The organism is Chelativorans multitrophicus, from assembly GCF_011317445.1.
Taxonomy (GTDB): Bacteria; Pseudomonadota; Alphaproteobacteria; order Rhizobiales; family Rhizobiaceae; genus Chelativorans; species Chelativorans multitrophicus.
This window is the reverse complement of sequence record NZ_JAAAPL010000004.1, coordinates 23,456-39,035: the sequence shown is the minus strand read 5'-3', so window position 1 is coordinate 39,035 and position 15,580 is coordinate 23,456. Positions and strand designations below refer to the sequence as shown.

Annotated in this window: 13 protein-coding genes; 9 read left to right on the top strand and 4 right to left on the bottom strand. The window is 64.3% G+C overall.

Annotated elements, in window-relative coordinates:
• Window positions 1-85 precede the first annotated feature (85 nt).
• The 8 genes from GNP00_RS18270 to GNP00_RS18235 all read left to right on the top strand — a co-directional run bounded on the left by GNP00_RS18270 (window position 86) and on the right by GNP00_RS18235 (window position 8,129).
• Window positions 86-2,653 carry a heavy metal translocating P-type ATPase gene (locus tag GNP00_RS18270; protein ID WP_011583201.1) on the top strand — a complete coding sequence of 856 codons (2,568 nt, stop codon included), beginning with the start codon at window positions 86-88 and terminating at the stop codon, window positions 2,651-2,653.
• A complete protein-coding gene (gene cueR, locus GNP00_RS18265) occupies window positions 2,650-3,099 on the top strand; it encodes a Cu(I)-responsive transcriptional regulator (RefSeq protein WP_011583200.1) in 450 nt (149 codons plus the stop codon). The genes GNP00_RS18270 and cueR overlap by 4 nt, the downstream gene beginning before the upstream one ends.
• A gap of 36 nt (window positions 3,100-3,135) precedes the next feature.
• Window positions 3,136-3,600, top strand: coding sequence for a DUF411 domain-containing protein (locus GNP00_RS18260; RefSeq protein ID WP_011583199.1), 465 nt, complete (start codon window positions 3,136-3,138; stop codon window positions 3,598-3,600).
• Between the two features lie 137 nt (window positions 3,601-3,737).
• The gene (locus GNP00_RS18255) at window positions 3,738-3,941 is read left to right on the top strand and encodes a DUF2934 domain-containing protein (protein ID WP_041544924.1); all 204 of its coding nucleotides are present in this window, start codon (window positions 3,738-3,740) and stop codon (window positions 3,939-3,941) included.
• A 151-nt stretch (window positions 3,942-4,092) separates the two neighbouring features.
• Window positions 4,093-5,784 carry an alpha-glucan family phosphorylase gene (glgP, locus tag GNP00_RS18250; protein WP_011583198.1) on the top strand — a complete coding sequence of 564 codons (1,692 nt, stop codon included), beginning with the start codon at window positions 4,093-4,095 and terminating at the stop codon, window positions 5,782-5,784.
• Between the two features lie 32 nt (window positions 5,785-5,816).
• The gene (locus GNP00_RS18245; protein WP_049764873.1) at window positions 5,817-6,452 is read left to right on the top strand and encodes a CBS domain-containing protein; all 636 of its coding nucleotides are present in this window, start codon (window positions 5,817-5,819) and stop codon (window positions 6,450-6,452) included.
• Window positions 6,449-7,459 (top strand): hydroxyacid dehydrogenase, encoded by a 1,011-nt coding sequence (locus GNP00_RS18240; protein ID WP_011583196.1) that lies wholly within the window; start codon window positions 6,449-6,451, stop codon window positions 7,457-7,459. The genes GNP00_RS18245 and GNP00_RS18240 overlap by 4 nt, the downstream gene beginning before the upstream one ends.
• A gap of 1 nt (window position 7,460) precedes the next feature.
• Entirely contained in the window at window positions 7,461-8,129 is a 669-nt protein-coding gene (locus GNP00_RS18235; RefSeq protein WP_011583195.1) for a DUF6629 family protein, read from the top strand.
• Window positions 8,130-8,278: 149 nt separating this feature from the next.
• On the opposite strand, the gene cls is transcribed toward GNP00_RS18235, so the two are convergent.
• The 3 genes from cls to GNP00_RS18220 form a co-directional block, all read right to left on the bottom strand.
• Complete coding sequence (gene cls, locus GNP00_RS18230; protein WP_011583194.1) at window positions 8,279-9,715, bottom strand: cardiolipin synthase; 1,437 nt, start codon at window positions 9,713-9,715, stop codon at window positions 8,279-8,281.
• 117 nt (window positions 9,716-9,832) lie between these two features.
• A complete protein-coding gene (locus GNP00_RS18225; protein ID WP_011583193.1) occupies window positions 9,833-11,431 on the bottom strand; it encodes an AarF/UbiB family protein in 1,599 nt (532 codons plus the stop codon).
• Window positions 11,432-11,470: 39 nt separating this feature from the next.
• Window positions 11,471-12,511 carry a type II glyceraldehyde-3-phosphate dehydrogenase gene (locus tag GNP00_RS18220; RefSeq protein WP_011583192.1) on the bottom strand — a complete coding sequence of 347 codons (1,041 nt, stop codon included), beginning with the start codon at window positions 12,509-12,511 and terminating at the stop codon, window positions 11,471-11,473.
• Between the two features lie 150 nt (window positions 12,512-12,661).
• Here GNP00_RS18220 and GNP00_RS18215 point away from each other — a divergent pair, with 150 nt between their 5' ends.
• On the top strand, window positions 12,662-13,084 hold the full coding sequence (locus GNP00_RS18215) for a hypothetical protein (protein WP_011583191.1): 423 nt from the start codon (window positions 12,662-12,664) through the stop codon (window positions 13,082-13,084).
• Window positions 13,085-13,528: 444 nt separating this feature from the next.
• On the opposite strand, the gene GNP00_RS18210 is transcribed toward GNP00_RS18215, so the two are convergent.
• Window positions 13,529-15,028 (bottom strand): multicopper oxidase family protein, encoded by a 1,500-nt coding sequence (locus tag GNP00_RS18210; protein ID WP_011583190.1) that lies wholly within the window; start codon window positions 15,026-15,028, stop codon window positions 13,529-13,531.
• Window positions 15,029-15,580 lie beyond the last annotated feature (552 nt).

The window sequence follows — 15,580 nt, the reverse complement described above, 5'->3', positions numbered from 1 at the left end:
AACCAAAAAAAGCATCTTGACCTTCCCATCGTTGGAAGCCTCAACTTGCTGGCCGAATGTTGAATCCGGTCTGCAAGGAAGTTCAATGAATGCGCCGCTGAGAGACCACGTTGCCACCCATGAGGCGGTCACTCTCCCGATTGAGGGGATGAGTTGCGCCTCGTGCGTGGGCCGCGTGGAGAAAGCCCTGAAGGCCGTGCCCGGGGTGAGGAACGCCAACGTCAATCTGGCCACGGAAAATGCCCAGGTTTCGTTCGATGCGCCGGCCGACCGGCGCACCCTCGTCGCCGCCGTCGAGGATGCGGGCTATGGGGTGCCGTCATCGACGATCGAGCTTTCGGTCGAAGGCATGACCTGCGCTTCGTGCGTCGGGAATGTGGAGCGCGCACTGATGGCCGTTCCGGGCGTCGCGAACGCCACCGTCAACCTCGCCACCGAGCGCGCCCAGGTAAGCGGCCTCGCCGATGCCGCCGAACTGATCGGGGCGATCGAGCGGAGCGGCTACGTGGCGCGGGTGCTCGATGGCGGCGTGTCGCATGAAGACGAGACAGATGCCCGCAAAAGCCGCGAGCAGGCGGAACTCGGGCGCGACGTGATCGTGGCCGCCGCGCTGACCCTGCCGGTCTTCGTGCTGGAGATGGGCTCGCATCTCATCCCCGGCGCGCACGATCTCATCATGGCGACGATCGGCATGCAGTGGACCTGGTATATCCAGTTCGCGCTGACGACGATCGTGCTGTTCGTGCCGGGTATCCGGTTCTACGAGAAGGGCTTTCCCGCCCTCGTGCGCCTGGCGCCCGACATGAACTCGCTCGTCGCGGTGGGCACGATGGCGGCCTATGCCTATTCGATGGTCGCGACCTTCGCGCCCTCGCTCCTTCCGGACGGCACCATCAACGTCTATTACGAGGCGGCGGCCGTCATCGTCACCCTGATCCTGCTCGGCCGCTTCCTCGAGGCGCGCGCCAAGGGGCGCACCTCGGAGGCGATCAAGCGCCTCGTCGGCTTGCAGGCGAAGACCGCCCACGTGCGCCGCGAAGGCAAGGCGGTCGAGATCGCCATCGGCGAGGTCGCGCCGGGCGACGTGGTCGAGGTGAGGCCGGGCGAACGCGTGCCCGTGGACGGAGAGGTCATCGAGGGCGAGAGCTATATCGACGAATCGATGATCACCGGCGAGCCGATCCCCGTCGCAAAGGCGGCGGGAAGCCAGGTCGTGGGCGGCACGGTCAACCAGAAGGGCGCGTTCGCCTTCACCGCGACGGCGGTGGGCGGCGCGACGGTGCTCTCGCAGATCATCCGCATGGTCGAGCAGGCGCAAGGCTCCAAGCTGCCGATCCAGGCGCTGGTCGACAAGGTGACCATGTATTTCGTGCCCGCCGTCATCGGCGCCGCGCTGCTGACCTTCCTGGTGTGGCTGGTGCTCGGACCCGACCCGGCGCTGACCTTCGCACTGGTCAATGCCGTCGCGGTCCTCATCATCGCCTGCCCTTGCGCCATGGGGCTCGCCACGCCGACCTCGATCATGGTCGGGACCGGCCGTGGTGCGGAGATGGGCGTGCTGTTCCGCAAGGGCGAGGCGCTCCAGCTTCTGAAGGACGCCAGGGTCGTGGCGCTCGACAAGACCGGCACGCTGACCCAGGGCCGGCCGGCGCTCACCGATCTGGAGGTGGCCAAGGGCTTCGCGCGGAGCGACGTGCTGGCCAGGGTCGCGGCGGTCGAGGCGAAGTCCGAGCACCCCATCGCCCGTGCCATCGTGGACGCTGCGGAGGCTGAAGGTATCGTCCTTCCCCCGATCTCGGGCTTTGAATCGGTCACGGGCTTTGGCGTCAAGGCCGACGCCGGAGGGGAGCGCGTCGAGATCGGCGCGGACCGCTACATGAAGACGCTGGGACTCGACGTGGCGACCTTCGCCGGGACGGCCGAACGCCTCGCCGACGAGGGGAAAACGCCGCTCTACGCCGCGATCGGCGGCAGGCTCGCCGCCATCGTCGCGGTCGCCGATCCGATCAAGGATACGACGCCCGCCGCCATCGCCGCCCTCCACGACCTCGGCCTCGAGGTCGCGATGATCACCGGCGACAACAGGCGCACCGCCGAAGCCATCGCGAGGCGCCTCGGCATCGACCATGTGATCGCCGAGGTGCTGCCGGAGGGCAAGGTCGAGGCCGTCAAGGCTTTGAAGGCCGAGCACGGAAAGCTCGCCTTCGTCGGCGACGGCATCAACGACGCGCCCGCGCTTGCCGAGGCCGATGTCGGCATCGCCATCGGCACCGGCACAGACATCGCCATAGAGGCGGCCGACGTGGTGCTGATGTCGGGCAGCCTCAAGGGCGTGCCCAACGCCATCGCGCTGTCGAAGGGCACGATCCGCAACATCAGGCAGAACCTGTTCTGGGCCTTTGCCTACAACACCGCGCTGATCCCGGTCGCAGCGGGCGTGCTCTACCCGGCCTTCGGCATCCTCCTCTCGCCGGTGCTGGCGGCCGGCGCGATGGCGCTGTCCTCGGTCTTCGTGCTCGGCAACGCATTGCGCCTGCGCGGATGGAAGCCGCCGATGGAAGCCGTGGCCGGCGCGGCGATCCCCGCCGCGCGGTCGGCGGGTCCGGATGCGACCGGAGATGACCCTTCGAGGATTGAAAGGAGCGCGGCATGAATATCGGCGAAGCGGCGCGCGCCTCGGGCGTGAGCGCGAAAATGATCCGCTACTACGAGCAGACCGGCCTGATTCCGCCGGCCGATCGCACGGCGTCAGGCTATCGGGACTATTCGGGGACCGACGTGCATATGCTGCGCTTCATCCGGCGCGCGCGCGATCTGGGCTTCTCGGTCGCGGAGATCGACGAACTTCTCGGACTCTGGCGCGATCGCAGCCGACAGAGCGCCGACGTCAAGCGCATCGCTCTCGCGCATATCGAGGACCTGCGGCGCAAGATCGGCGAGATGGAGCAGATGGCCGACACGCTTCAGACGCTGGCCTCCTGCTGCTCGGGCGACAACCGGCCAGACTGCCCCATCCTCGCCGACCTCGAAAGCGCGAACGACGATGCCGATCAGGAACCGAAGCGGCGGCGTGGTGCGATCGACAATTGCCTTCAGTAAGCGACCGGCCGCCCGGACACGAAGGGACCATTCTCAATGACGGAACTGTCGCGCCGAAGGATGCTCGGTCTCGCCGCGCTCGGCGTCGTCGCACCGCTGACAGCCGTGTTGCCGCGCCCCGCCTATGCAGCCCGGCCCGCGATCGACGTCGCCCGTTCGCCGAGCTGCGGCTGCTGCGGCGGCTGGATCGCGCACATGCGCTCGGCCGGGTTCACGGTCAGCGACAGGCTGGTCGACGATCTGGCGCCTCTCAAGGCGCGGCTCGGCGTACCCGCGGATTTGCAATCGTGCCACACCGGTGTCGTCGAGGGCTACACCATCGAAGGTCACGTGCCGGCCGGGGACGTGCTGCGCCTCCTGCGCGAGCGACCCTTTGCCATTGGCCTTGCGGTGTCCGGCATGCCGCCCGGATCGCCTGGCATGGAGGTCGGAGGCCCGGCAGAGCCTTACGAGGTCATCGTGTTCAGCGCGTCGAGCAGGACCGTCTTCGCCCGCCATTAGGCCCGCGCCCCGATGTCGTCCGTCGTTGCCATGCGCAATTCCCGGCCTCCGCGATCTTTAACCTGCATCAACGACCGTTCCTTGCTTTCCGGGCGATCCTCCGGACGTTCCGCAGCGTCCTACAAGGAGCCATGGCGATGTCAGACACAGAAACAATGCCGGCCGATGAGTCGGTTCACCTCAGAATTGAACAACGCGCATACCAGATCTGGGAGGACGAAGGTTGCCCCACGGGCTGCGAGCTCGACCATTGGCTGCAAGCGGAATCGGAGATCGCCGCAATAGCAGCGGTTCCTGAGCTGGAAGTGCCAGATGGCGCGGAGTTCAAGAAAAAGGCCTGAGCCTCGCGGCCCACGATCAAGCGAAGGTTTCCCTGACTCAGTTGTTCGGGTGAAGGGAGACCTGTCCCAAAAACGAGTGGCCGACACACAACCGCATGTCGGTGGCCGCGCATGACCCAGTGCCTGAACGAACACGAACGGGAGACGCCAGTTGAAACTCTTCGAGCGCTCCGTGCGCCGTGCCCGGATCGCCTACTTTTCGATGGAGATCGCGCTGCGGCCGGAGGTCCATACCTACAGCGGCGGGCTCGGCGTTCTTGCCGGCGACACCGCCCGATCGGCCGCGGATCTGGACTTGCCGATGGTTTTCGTGACCCTGTTGAGCAGGCAGGGCTACGTTCATCAGGAGATAACGCCCAGCGGCGAACAGGCGAGCGGAAGCAATCCCTGGTCCCCCGCGGACTGGACCGAACCCCTCCCAAACATGGTCGCCGTGCGGATCGAGGGTCGCGATGTATGGATTCGACCGTGGCTCTATTCTCTTGAATGCCCGCTTGGCCACGCGATTCCGGTCCTGCTGCTCGATACGGACCTGCAAGAAAACGCGCCCGAGGACCGGCGCATCACCGATGTCCTCTATGGAGGAGACGACGCTTACCGGCTCAAGCAGGAAATCGTCCTGGGAATTGGTGGTCATCTCATTCTCCAGGCGCTCGGCTTCGCGATCGAGAAATTCCACCTCAATGAGGGCCACGCCGCGCTGCTGACCCTGCCGCTGCTTCGCGAGACGCGGAGGGACGACGGCGACGCGTCATCGTCCGAACGCCAATATGACACTGCCGCCGTTCGCGACCGCTGTGTGTTCACGACCCACACGCCGGTCGATGCGGGCTTTGACCGCTTCGACTACGATCTCGTGCAGCGCATCCTGGGCGACTATGTCGAACCCGATGTGCTGAAAGCGCTGGGCGGCCCGAAGCAACTCAACATGACGCAGCTCGCGCTCAACCTCAGCGGCTATGTGAACGGGGTCGCGCGCCGCCATGCCGAGACCGCGCGCAAGATGTTCCCCGGCTATGAGATCAGCTCGATCACCAATGGCGTTCATGTCCATACGTGGACGCATCGCGCGTTCGCCGAACTTCATGCCAGTCGGTATCTCAATTGGGCCCATGAGCCAGCGACGCTGGCCTTTGCCGACCAGTTCGAGGACGCATCGGTCTGGAACGCTCATCAGAACGCCAAGACCGAGCTGCTTACGCTCATTGCCGCAGCGACAGGCACGCAACTGCGTGACGACCTCCCCTTGATCGGGTATGCGCGCCGCATGACCGCTTACAAGCGGCCCGGACTGATCTTCTCCGATATCGAGCGGTTGATCGCGATCGCGCAGGACCATCCCTTTCAGATCGTCCTGGCGGGGCTGGCCCATCCGAAGGACGAGGGTGGTGCAAAGGCGATCGCGGACTTCCGACGTCATATCGAACGTCTCGAAGGCATCGTCGAGACCGTCTTCCTTCCCGGTTATGACATGCGGCTCTCCGCCGCCCTGGTCGCGGGCTGCGACATCTGGCTCAATACGCCCCTGGCGCCGCTCGAAGCGTCGGGCACGAGCGGCATGAAGGCGGCGTTGAACGGCGTCTTGAACCTCAGCGTGCTCGACGGGTGGTGGCTCGAAGGCTGTGTCGACGGCGTCACCGGCTGGTCGATCGAGGGAACACCGCCAGGTTCAGGGGACGGTCCGGCACTCTACGCGAAGCTGGAGGATGTCGTCCTGCCGCTCTACCACCGCGATCGGCCGAAATGGATCTGGATGATGAAGCAGGCGATCAGCAAGATCGGCCCGTCCTTCAATTCTCATCGGATGATGCAGCGCTACGTCACCGAAGCCTATCTGCGATGACAGGGGGACGAGCGATGCGCGTGCGAGATGTGATGTCGACCCAGCTGGTCACGATCAGCCCCGAGCACAGCGTCTGGCACGCCGCGCAGATCATGCTCACCAAACACGTCAGCGGCCTGCCCGTGCTTGATGACGGCCAGGTCATGGTCGGCCTGCTGACCGAGGGCGACCTGCTGCGACGCTCCGAACTGGGAACCCCCCTCGGCGATGAAGGGGCGCAGGAGCGCGCCCGCGCCTATGTCCAAAGCCGGAGCTGGAAGGTTGGCGCGCTCATGTCCTCTCCCGTCCTCACGATCGGGGAGGACGCCCCGCTGTCCCGGGTGGCGATGCTCCTCGGCGTTCACCGGATCAAGCGCCTGCCTGTTCTCCGCGACACGCAGCTGGTGGGGATCGTCAGCCGGGCGGACCTCCTCAAGGTTATCTCGGCGGGCGGACCGGAGGCCGAGATCAGGGGCGACGAGGCCGTCCGACGCGCACTGAACGCTCGCCTCGCGGAGGCCGGGAGCGTCCTGAGCCGTCAGCCGGAACTGCACGTCGAGGCCGGCAGGGTGCGCGTGGCTGGCGCAATGCGATCGGCCGCAGAGCTCGAGGTCGTGCGGATGGTGGTCGACAGCGTCGTGGGATCGGGGTTTATGGACGAACTGACGATCGAGAAGGAGCATGAATGAGGGTCGTTCTGTTCGAGGCGGAGGATTGGGAGAAAAAGGCCTGCGCACCCCTGATGCGCCGGCACGATGTCCGCTGCACGACAGCTCCGCTCAACTTCACGACGGTCGACGACTTCAAGGACGCAGAGGTGATCAGCCCCTTCGTGGCCTCTCGTCTCGATGCCGGGATCATCGGCCGATTGCCCGATCTGAAGCTCATTGCCACCCGCTCGGCGGGATACGATCACATCGACCTTTCCGCCTGCCGGGATCGCGGCATCGCCATTGTCAATGTCCCGGACTATGGCGATGCGACGGTCGCCGAGCACGCCTTCGCGCTGCTGCTGGCGCTCGCGCGCAACATCGTCGAGAGCGTCGCGCTGACGCGCCGTGGCGGCTTTTCGATGGCCGGCATACGCGGTCTCGAATTGCGCGACAAGGTCATCGCGGTCGTCGGGACGGGCCGCATCGGCCGCCGCGCGATCGAGATCGCGCGTGGCTTCGGCATGAAGGTGTTGGCCTTCGACCAGGTCGAGGACGACGCGGCCGCGACGCGGTCGGGATTCACCTATGGCGGGCTCGACGAGATCCTGGCGCAGGCCGATGTGGTGACGCTGCATGTGCCGTCATCGCCGACGACCGTCGGGCTGATCGGGGAGCGGCAATTCGCGGCCATGAAGGATGGCGCCATCCTCATCAACACGGCACGCGGCAACGTGGTCGATACCGAGGCGCTGGTGCGGGCACTGGCAAGCGGCAAGCTGCGTTCGGCTGGCCTCGACGTATTGCCACAGGAGCCGCTCATCCGGGAAGAAGCCGAGATCTTCCGCCAGGACAGGGCGGTCGATGAGTCTGATCTCAAGGCGCTGGTCGCCAACCACGTGCTCCTGCGATTTCCGAACGTCCTGATCACGCCGCACAATGCCTACAATACCGACGCCGCCCTCCGGCGAATCATAGATACCACCATCGCCAATATCGAAGGGTTTGCGGCCGGACAGCTCGTCAATCTGGTCCAGGCTGGCTGAGATGTGCCTGTCCGCAGAGGTCAGTCTGGGCGCCGCGGCTATTCTCATCCCGACCGGGGCGGTTGCCGCCGCCTCCGCCTGGCGGCGGGATCGCCGCTACCTGATGATCGCGACTCTGCCATTTCTGTTCGGGCTGCAGCAACTGGTGGAAGGCCTGATCTGGATCGAGGGCCGTGCCGGTAATGCGCATCACGTCGCTCAATACTCGCTCCTCTTTATGTTCTTCACCTGGATCGCCTGGCCGATCTGGGTGCCGGTTTCAGCCTACTTTCTCGAGCGCGGCGCGCGGCGGAACGTCATCCTGCTGTTCGTGATTGCGGGAGCGATGCTGGGCGGCCTGCAATTCATTCCCTATTTCGTACATGACGGCTGGCTGACGACGACGTTCCTGCGCTGGGCGGTCCGCTACCAGGACATCAACCTGCTCGACGGGCTCGTCTCGCGGAACGTGACCTACGCGATCTACGTCACCGTCGTCATCGTGCCGTTCCTGCTGGTGCGCAGCCGGGAGATCAAGGTGTTCGGCCTGCTGGTCGCCGGCGTCCTCGTCGTCACGTATGTGTTCTTCTCCTACGCCTACATCTCGGTGTTCTGCTTCGGCGGCGCGGTGATCTCCACCTATTTGCTCGCACTGATGTGGCGCAGGCGGTCGACGCCCGTATTGGCGTGATCGGGTCCGTACGTTCGCATTGCTAGAGTGTGCCGGGCGAAGCACGCGAAGGTAAGGCCGAGATCGCGACGGCGAATCCGCCCTTATGCACCTGGGATCGAAACGGGACGTCGCGTTGCGTTGGAGTACTGTAGAGCCGCAGGTGCTGCTCACAGGAGAGGACTCGCTAGCCGCGCCAGATTCTCGCCAATCTTGTGGATCATCGGGCGCTCTTCCCAACCTTCGGAGGTGAGCATCTCGCTCTTGTCGAGGCAGCGCATCTGCTCGCTTCGCAACTGCACCGTGACACCCTTATCAAAAGCGATGAGACTTACTTCGGCGTTCAGGACAAAAGAGCGGATGTCGACATTGCTGGAACCCAGCAGCGAGATCTCGTCATCAAACGTGACATGCTTGGCGTGCAGGAACCCCCCCTCATAGAGGTGCACTTGAACACCGGCTTGGAGTAGCTCGGAGTAGTAGGATTGCTGCGCCAACTTCACCAGGATGTGGTCCGTGAGACGCGGGACCAGCAAACGCACTTCCACCCCGCGCAGTACTGCGGTTTTGAGTGCCTGAAGGAGCGGCTCGTCCGGGACGAAATAAGGTGTCGTGATCACGACACGCTTGCTTGCGCCGTGAACCAGAGCCGCTACTAGATACCCGATGCCGGCGTCGGGATAATCGGGACCACTTGGTAGGACCTGTGCAACGACCCCGGCCTCGGGATGATGGTGCGGGAACAGGGCGGATACTGCCAGCTCCTCCTCCGTTTCCATGAACCAGTCGCCGACAAAGACGGCTTGGAGCTCTGTCGTGATTGGGCCGACAACCCGTGCGACCAACTCTTCATTTGCTATATCGGAGGCGGACAGGGCATTCGTTATGTTTTGAGAGCCGACATAGCCGACGCGACTGTCGACAACGGCGATCTTCCGGTGATTGCGTAGGTCGGCACGCGCCGATCTCCGCCGAAAGATCCCTACCTTCAGAGCGAATCGAACATCCACACCCGCCTGGGCGAGCAGCCTCGCCACCTGTCGCCGCCATTGCCGCGAACCGATGGCATCAATCAGCACCCTGCATGCGACACCTCGCCGGGCCGCCCGTTCCAGGGCTTCTATTACGCGCCGGCCCGTATCGTCGTCCGCGAATATGTAGAACAGGAGATGGACAGTTCGTTCTGCATGATCAATGTCGGCGACCATACGGTCGATAACGCCGTCGTAACTGGAAAGAAGTTCGACATCGTTGCCGGACAGCGCAGGGAATCGCCCGAGCGTTTCGATCAGCAGTGCTGGCCCCGCCAGCGGGCCCGGCAATTCTGGCTGGCGGCAGAAGTGGGAATGGGCAATCTCTTTCGACGCCGCGGCGAGGACCTCCGGCAATCTGGCGAAGCGTTCCCGGCGCCAGCGTGGGTAGGTCGGTCTGCCGATAGCAAGATAGACCGCAAGTGCGGGAATGGGCAGGAAGAATACCAGTAGGAGCCAGCTGCGTGCAGCGTCGGGCGTACGCCGCAAGGGCACGACAACAACCATCACAATGCGGATTGTCCATTCCATCGCGAGGTAGGCAATCGCCCAGGTTTCGTTCCCAGTAAACGCCATCGCCGTTGTCCTACCTGCCCTCTGCTGAGGCCCATCTGCTCTTCTTCGACCGCGCCGTGATCTCCGTGCATCGGCTCGCGCTGATCTGGTGCACACGCACCCGCGCCAGCGTGACGCTCAGCGTCGCCAGAGCGAGCTCACCAAGCCCAGCACGCGCAGGCAGAGCCAGATCGCCACGACAAATCCGATCAGGGCCGCCACGGGTAGGCCCAGTACGTCAGGTCCGACGCGCGCTTCCGCCAGCAGCGCGGACGTGACCAGGATTCCGACCGAAAGAAGCGCAAGGGCCGCGAGCACCGCCCTGCGATCGAGCCGCCGCTCGGTCTCGTCCGAATGATGGACACGCAGACCGAGGGCCAGGTCTCCTCCGTCCTGATGGGCGCGATGAAGCCAGGAGGCCAGCAGCGCGGGCAGGTCCTCTGCCGAGAGCGCCAGCTCGGTCTTGAGACGCGCCATGGCTGCCCGGTCGGGCCTGCCGCCCAGCGTGTGCGCCACCGCAGCCTCGCCTTTGGCAATGAGCGTATCCAGCACGTTGAAGTCGGGATCGAGCCGGCGCAGGCAGCCCTCGATCAGAAAAAGTGCCCTGACGAACACCATGAGGTTGTAGGGAACGACGACGTGGGCGCCGTCGCCGAGCCGCATCACCCTGAGGAAGGCATCGGCGATCGACCAGTCCTTCAGCGGCAGCGAAGAATAGTCGCTGAGGATTTCTTCGATACCCTGCACGAACAGCGTGCGCTCCGCCTGCCGGTCGATCAGCGAAAGAGCGATGGCCGCGTCGAGCATCCATCCGGCGTCCTGCTGAACGAAGGCCTGAAGGAAGATCCCCAGATTGCGCCGGGTCGTGCGATCGAGATAGCCGACGAGCCCGAAATCGTGAAAGCAGATCCGGCCGTCCTCCATGACGAATAGATTGCCGGGATGCGGATCGCCATGAAACAGACCGGTCTTCAGCAGCTGCTCGAGATAGAAATCGACGAGCACGCCTGCGATCCTGGGGCCATCCTGCACCACCGCCGGGTCTTCGATCGATCGGCCATGGCTCATGACCTGAACGAGGATCGCCTCGCTGCACAGTGCTTCAAATGCTGCCGGCACGTAGACGTCCGCGCGCTGCTTGTAGGCCTCTCTGAAGCGGCGGATGTTGCGGGCTTCCTGCAGAAGATCGGTCTCACGCCTGAGATTGGCCCAGATCTCGCGCGCGAGGCGCGCGGGCTGGAAGCGCCGAAGGCCGGGGACCGCCACGCCGGCGAGCCGGGCGACGCCAACGAGAATGCGCATGTCTCCGTCGATGCGCTCGCGCATATGCGGGCGTCGGATCTTCACGATCACGTCCTGCCCATCGGTCAGGGTGGCGCGGTGGACCTGGGCGATCGACGCGGCGGCGAAAGGCTCGCTCTCGAATGTCCGGAACACCTCGTCGAGCGGACGCCGCATGGCGTTCTCGAGCTCTGCTCTTGCCTCTTGCGCGGAGAACGGCCGGGCATGCTCGCGCAGGTCGCGCAACTGCCTCAGATAGGCTTCCGGGAACAGATCGGGCCGCATGCTGAGGGCCTGTCCGATCTTGATGAAGCTCCCGCCGAGTTCATCGAGCATCTGGCGCAGGCGCACCGGCAGGGCTGAAGCGTCGGCGCCGACACCGCGACGCCGCTCGCCGAGATAGAGCAGGATCAGCGAGGATGCCGCGGCAACGATCCTGAAGAACCGGAAGATCACCCGGCCGGTCCCGGTTTATGACCGATGCCGCCCATGGCCTCAGAAGAACCGCTGCCGAATGCCGAGGGAGGCGTTGGTGAGCGCGATCGAGCCGTCGGCGTCCGATGCGAGGCCGGTCAGGGCGCGGATGGCGTCGATCGTCTCGGGAATGACGATGGCCTGGTTGTCGACCATATAGGCGTAGAACAGCTCGTCGCCTTCCGTGCGCAGCATGTCCTCCCAAAGCGCCACTTCGTAGAGATTGTCGCGCGGCCGGTCGAGATCGGCCATCAGCTCCTTGACGGTGTTCAGGGCGGCCAGACCATCGGCGGTACGGATCAGCGCGATACGGGACGACGTCCTGAAGGCCTGAAGCACCTCTTCCTTCTCGGCCGGGCGGGTCAGCTGGACCGCCCAGTAATGGAGATGGGCGAGCGTCTCCGGCACCTTCACGGCCATGGTGACGACGTCGAGATCGGGATCGACGCTCTGGGCGTCGGGCCCCTGATGGCTGGGGATTTCCGGTTCGGGCACGAGCGTATTCATGATGCCGCCTTCGTGGCTTTCCCAGGGGTCGGTGGCGCGTCGGAGCAAGGTCCCGCGAGCCCGCTTCAAGAGGCCTGCCCGCTTGAGGACGGTGAGGGTCCGCACGATGGACGTGGTGTTGCACGACACCACGCGGGTCGCCATGCGGCCGACCGCGCTTTCAAAAGACGATTCGGCGACGAACGAGTGCCCCGTCACGGCATGTTTCTCGCCCCCATGGACAATGAACCTGATCTCGCGGGCTCTGTAGGTCTCGACGTTTTGAGCGGCAATACGCTTGGGCGTGCAGTCGACGACGACATCCGATTGCGCGAGAAGCGCGTCGAGCGTTCCCGCGACTATCAGGCCCGCCTTGCCCATGGCCTCGGCGTGTTCCGGCGTCGCGCCATAAAGGGCGATGCCCTTCGCCCCGAGTGGTCGGAGGCGCCAGTCGGTCGCCACATCCGCGACACCGGCAAGAACCATGTCGTCCTGCGCAACAATGGCATCGGCCACGCGCTTGCCGATCACGCCATAACCGTTGATTGCGACGCGGACAGGGGTTTTCCGGCTCATGGCTTTCGGCCTCCTTCGGAACTGGATGTTCGTCGTGTCTCGATGAGTTTCGTTGCGCTCGGCGATGCTATCCTTGATCCACGTTAAGGATGCGAAGGGAGCCGGCGGTGCCGGTATCCCGGAACTGCACATCATTTTTCGGAGACGATCATGCAAACGACCACAAATCGGCTCAGCGGCACGCTCCTCACGATCCTGGGCGTGCTCGCCTTCGGGACCGGCATCTATTTTCTCGGAATCCGCCCCGCGCTGCTCCCCGAGGACATTCGCTTTACGGGCATCGACGAGGCCACGTTGCCTCAGGCGTTTCTCGACTGGCTCGGCATCGTCTTCCGGACCTGGGGCGGGTTCATCACCGGCTTCGGCATCGTCCTCACGGGGATCGGCGTTGCAACCTTCTCGGGCGACGCCAGGTGGCTGCGCTACGGTACGGCGGCAGGCATTCTCGTGGTTTTCGGGCGCTTCGCCTATAGCAACGTGGTCATTGGTGGGGATTACCTGATCTTCATCGCGTCCATGTTCGTCCTGGCGCTGATCTGCGCAGCCATCCTGATATGGAAAGCAGGACCGTGAGGGAATGCGTTGGCGCCAACCGCGTGGCCCGCGCGATGGAAGGAGCAGCATTCGCGACCGTGTTGAAGGTATGGGGGCGAAGGCATGACTGAGGGGGCAATTCGCGTTCTGATCGCCGGTGAAGCAGGCGTTGAGTGAACAGCGACAGGAAGCCGCGCAGTCGTAACCGGCGGCTTTTGACGTCGAAACCCTGTGAAGTGCCTTGCCTTGCCGGCGTGATCATTTCTTCCCGTTGCCAGGGCATGCCCCCGACGATGCGCCTCAGGTCCACGCAGGCTGCCTGTCCATGCGCCGGCGGAGCCGACACCACGGCAACGGGAATTGTCGATCGCCGCACCGGCTAGAGCATTTCCCGTTCTGATTGAATCAGAACGGGAGCTCTAACTTATTGACTTGTCACGTTTCCGAACCGCAAAAATGGTAGCCACTTTTGCTGGAAACGCTCTAGACGCGGTCCTCATAGTCGATATAGGCCATCATGCCGGTCGCCATGTGATACAGATGGTGGCAGTGCAAAGGCCACTTGCCGCTGTTTCCGGCATCGAAAACGATGGTCACCGCTTCCTCGGGAGGCACCAGGACCGTGTCGCGGACGGCTCCTGCTATCGCGGCGCCGTTGACGCTGGTCACCTGGAAATGATGACCGTGCAGGTGCATCGGATGCGCCATCATGGATGCGTTGCGCATGGTGATCTCGATACGCTCTCCCTGGCGCGTGCGCATATCCGATGCGCCGTCCATGCCCCAGACATAGCCTTGCATCTGGCCGGTCAGGGCGATCTCGAAACGTCGGTCTGCCGGACGCACGGCCAGCGGGTTTTTGGCCCGTAGCCGCTGTTCGAGTGCATTGCCGACAATCGGCCCCTCAGATTCGCCCACGACGGCGATGCGCCGAACGGCGGCCCCGGCTGTGGCAAGGATCACGCCCGTGCGCTCCACCGCCCCTTCCCGCAGGGCCAGAACCGGATAGGTTCCGGCTCCTTGAGGCAGCTCCAGGCGGATGTCGAGGCGTTGACCCATGCTGATCGGGAACGTCGTGGCATCGACAGGTTCGACCTCCTGGCCGTCGACAGCCACGAGCGTGCCCAGCACGGTTCCGGTGTCGATGGTGAAGGCGGTCGCGGTGGCGCCATTGATGATGCGCAGGCGGACGCGGCCACCGTTTTCAACCTGCACGACTTCGGGATCGTCGAGCGTCCGGTCATTGGCCAGGTAGGCATCGTATTCGATGTCGTTGAGGTCCATAGCCTCCATTCCGCCCATGTCCATTCCGGGCATACCGCCCATGTCCATGCCGCCCTGCCCCATGGAGGAATGATCCATCATCGGCATTCCGGCCATTCCTCCCTGTCCTGTCGCCGGCGCATTCGTCTGGCCCTCATGGGCTTGTCCGCTCGTCAGCCGGGCCAGCAGCTCTTCGGCCGGTGTGAAGGAAAAGTCGTGCAGGAGGATGACGACTTCCTGTTCGTCGCGTTCCCGGTCGGCCGCCGTCCGGACGATGAGCGGCGCGGCGAGAAGGTTTTGTTCCTGCAGCGTGTGGGCATGCATCCAGTGGGTGCCGCCGGCGCCGACAGGGAAGGTGTAGCGCACGGATTCGCCGGCCTTGATGAGCGCGATCGGATTGTCCGGCACCCCGTCCATCGTCCATGGCGGCGTCAGGCCGTGCCAGTGGATCATGGTCGGTTCATCGATCTCGTTGGTGAGTTCGACATCGAAGCTCGAGCCGGCATCCAGCTCGATCCCCTGCTTGCCGTCAGGCTGAAGCAATCCGAACACCCGTGCTGCCCTGCCGTTGACCTCGATCGTGCGACTGGCGATGGCGAGTCGGAGCGGCGGCGTGGCGGCCAAGGTCTGGGACAAGACCCTCGATGGGCGGATGACGGTGGCCGCGCCGAAGGCGGCCGTGCCCATCATGATCGTTGTGAGAAAGCTACGTCGGTTCATGGTTCACTCCTGATGTAGCCTGCGTCGTGCAGGCGAACTGATCGGCGCGTCTTTCAGACGCGCGTCGAAGACCCCGATGCGCGATCGGGGCGATTCGGTCAGATCAGGTTCGGGGAGGTCGGTGAGGAGGACCGACGGAAATGCCCGCCGATTGGATCTCGATCGGCGAGGAATGGTCCCTCGCCACAGTGATACCGTCGAAAGGGGCGGCAGGCCGCACCACGCTGAGGCAGGTGGCGCAGGATTTCTGACAGCACCGGTCGATGCTTCTGTCGGTCCTCTTGCTGCTGCCGTGAAGATTGGCATGCGCGGCAACGCCGTCTGCCTTGCCGCTGGCCGAAACGCTTTGAGCATTCGTCAGGTCCAGGCACGGCAAGGCATGCGCGGCCGACAGGGACGCTGCCAGAAGGGCGAACACGAACGCGGCAACGACAGCCGTTTTCAATCGTCCGGAAATGTTCGCAACCAAAGTCACTTCAAACCACCTCGATTCAATTCTAGCATGCCAGGGACGTTTTCAGTTGATGGAGATCAAGGGAGACGTCGCATAGC

What these genes read in the sequence shown, in the direction of transcription:
- GNP00_RS18240 (WP_011583196.1), top strand. Translation starts at nt 6,449, where the DNA reads ATGAGGGTCGTTCTGTTCGAGGCGGAGGATTGGGAGAAAAAGGCCTGC.
- GNP00_RS18220 (WP_011583192.1), bottom strand. Translation starts at nt 12,511, where the DNA reads ATGAGCCGGAAAACCCCTGTCCGCGTCGCAATCAACGGTTATGGCGTG.
- GNP00_RS18210 (WP_011583190.1), bottom strand. Translation starts at nt 15,028, where the DNA reads ATGAACCGACGTAGCTTTCTCACAACGATCATGATGGGCACGGCCGCC.
- GNP00_RS18215 (WP_011583191.1), top strand. Translation starts at nt 12,662, where the DNA reads ATGCAAACGACCACAAATCGGCTCAGCGGCACGCTCCTCACGATCCTG.
- cueR (WP_011583200.1), top strand. Translation starts at nt 2,650, where the DNA reads ATGAATATCGGCGAAGCGGCGCGCGCCTCGGGCGTGAGCGCGAAAATG.
- GNP00_RS18245 (WP_049764873.1), top strand. Translation starts at nt 5,817, where the DNA reads ATGTCGACCCAGCTGGTCACGATCAGCCCCGAGCACAGCGTCTGGCAC.
- GNP00_RS18270 (WP_011583201.1), top strand. Translation starts at nt 86, where the DNA reads ATGAATGCGCCGCTGAGAGACCACGTTGCCACCCATGAGGCGGTCACT.
- GNP00_RS18260 (WP_011583199.1), top strand. Translation starts at nt 3,136, where the DNA reads ATGACGGAACTGTCGCGCCGAAGGATGCTCGGTCTCGCCGCGCTCGGC.
- GNP00_RS18255 (WP_041544924.1), top strand. Translation starts at nt 3,738, where the DNA reads ATGTCAGACACAGAAACAATGCCGGCCGATGAGTCGGTTCACCTCAGA.
- cls (WP_011583194.1), bottom strand. Translation starts at nt 9,715, where the DNA reads ATGGCGTTTACTGGGAACGAAACCTGGGCGATTGCCTACCTCGCGATG.
- GNP00_RS18235 (WP_011583195.1), top strand. Translation starts at nt 7,461, where the DNA reads ATGTGCCTGTCCGCAGAGGTCAGTCTGGGCGCCGCGGCTATTCTCATC.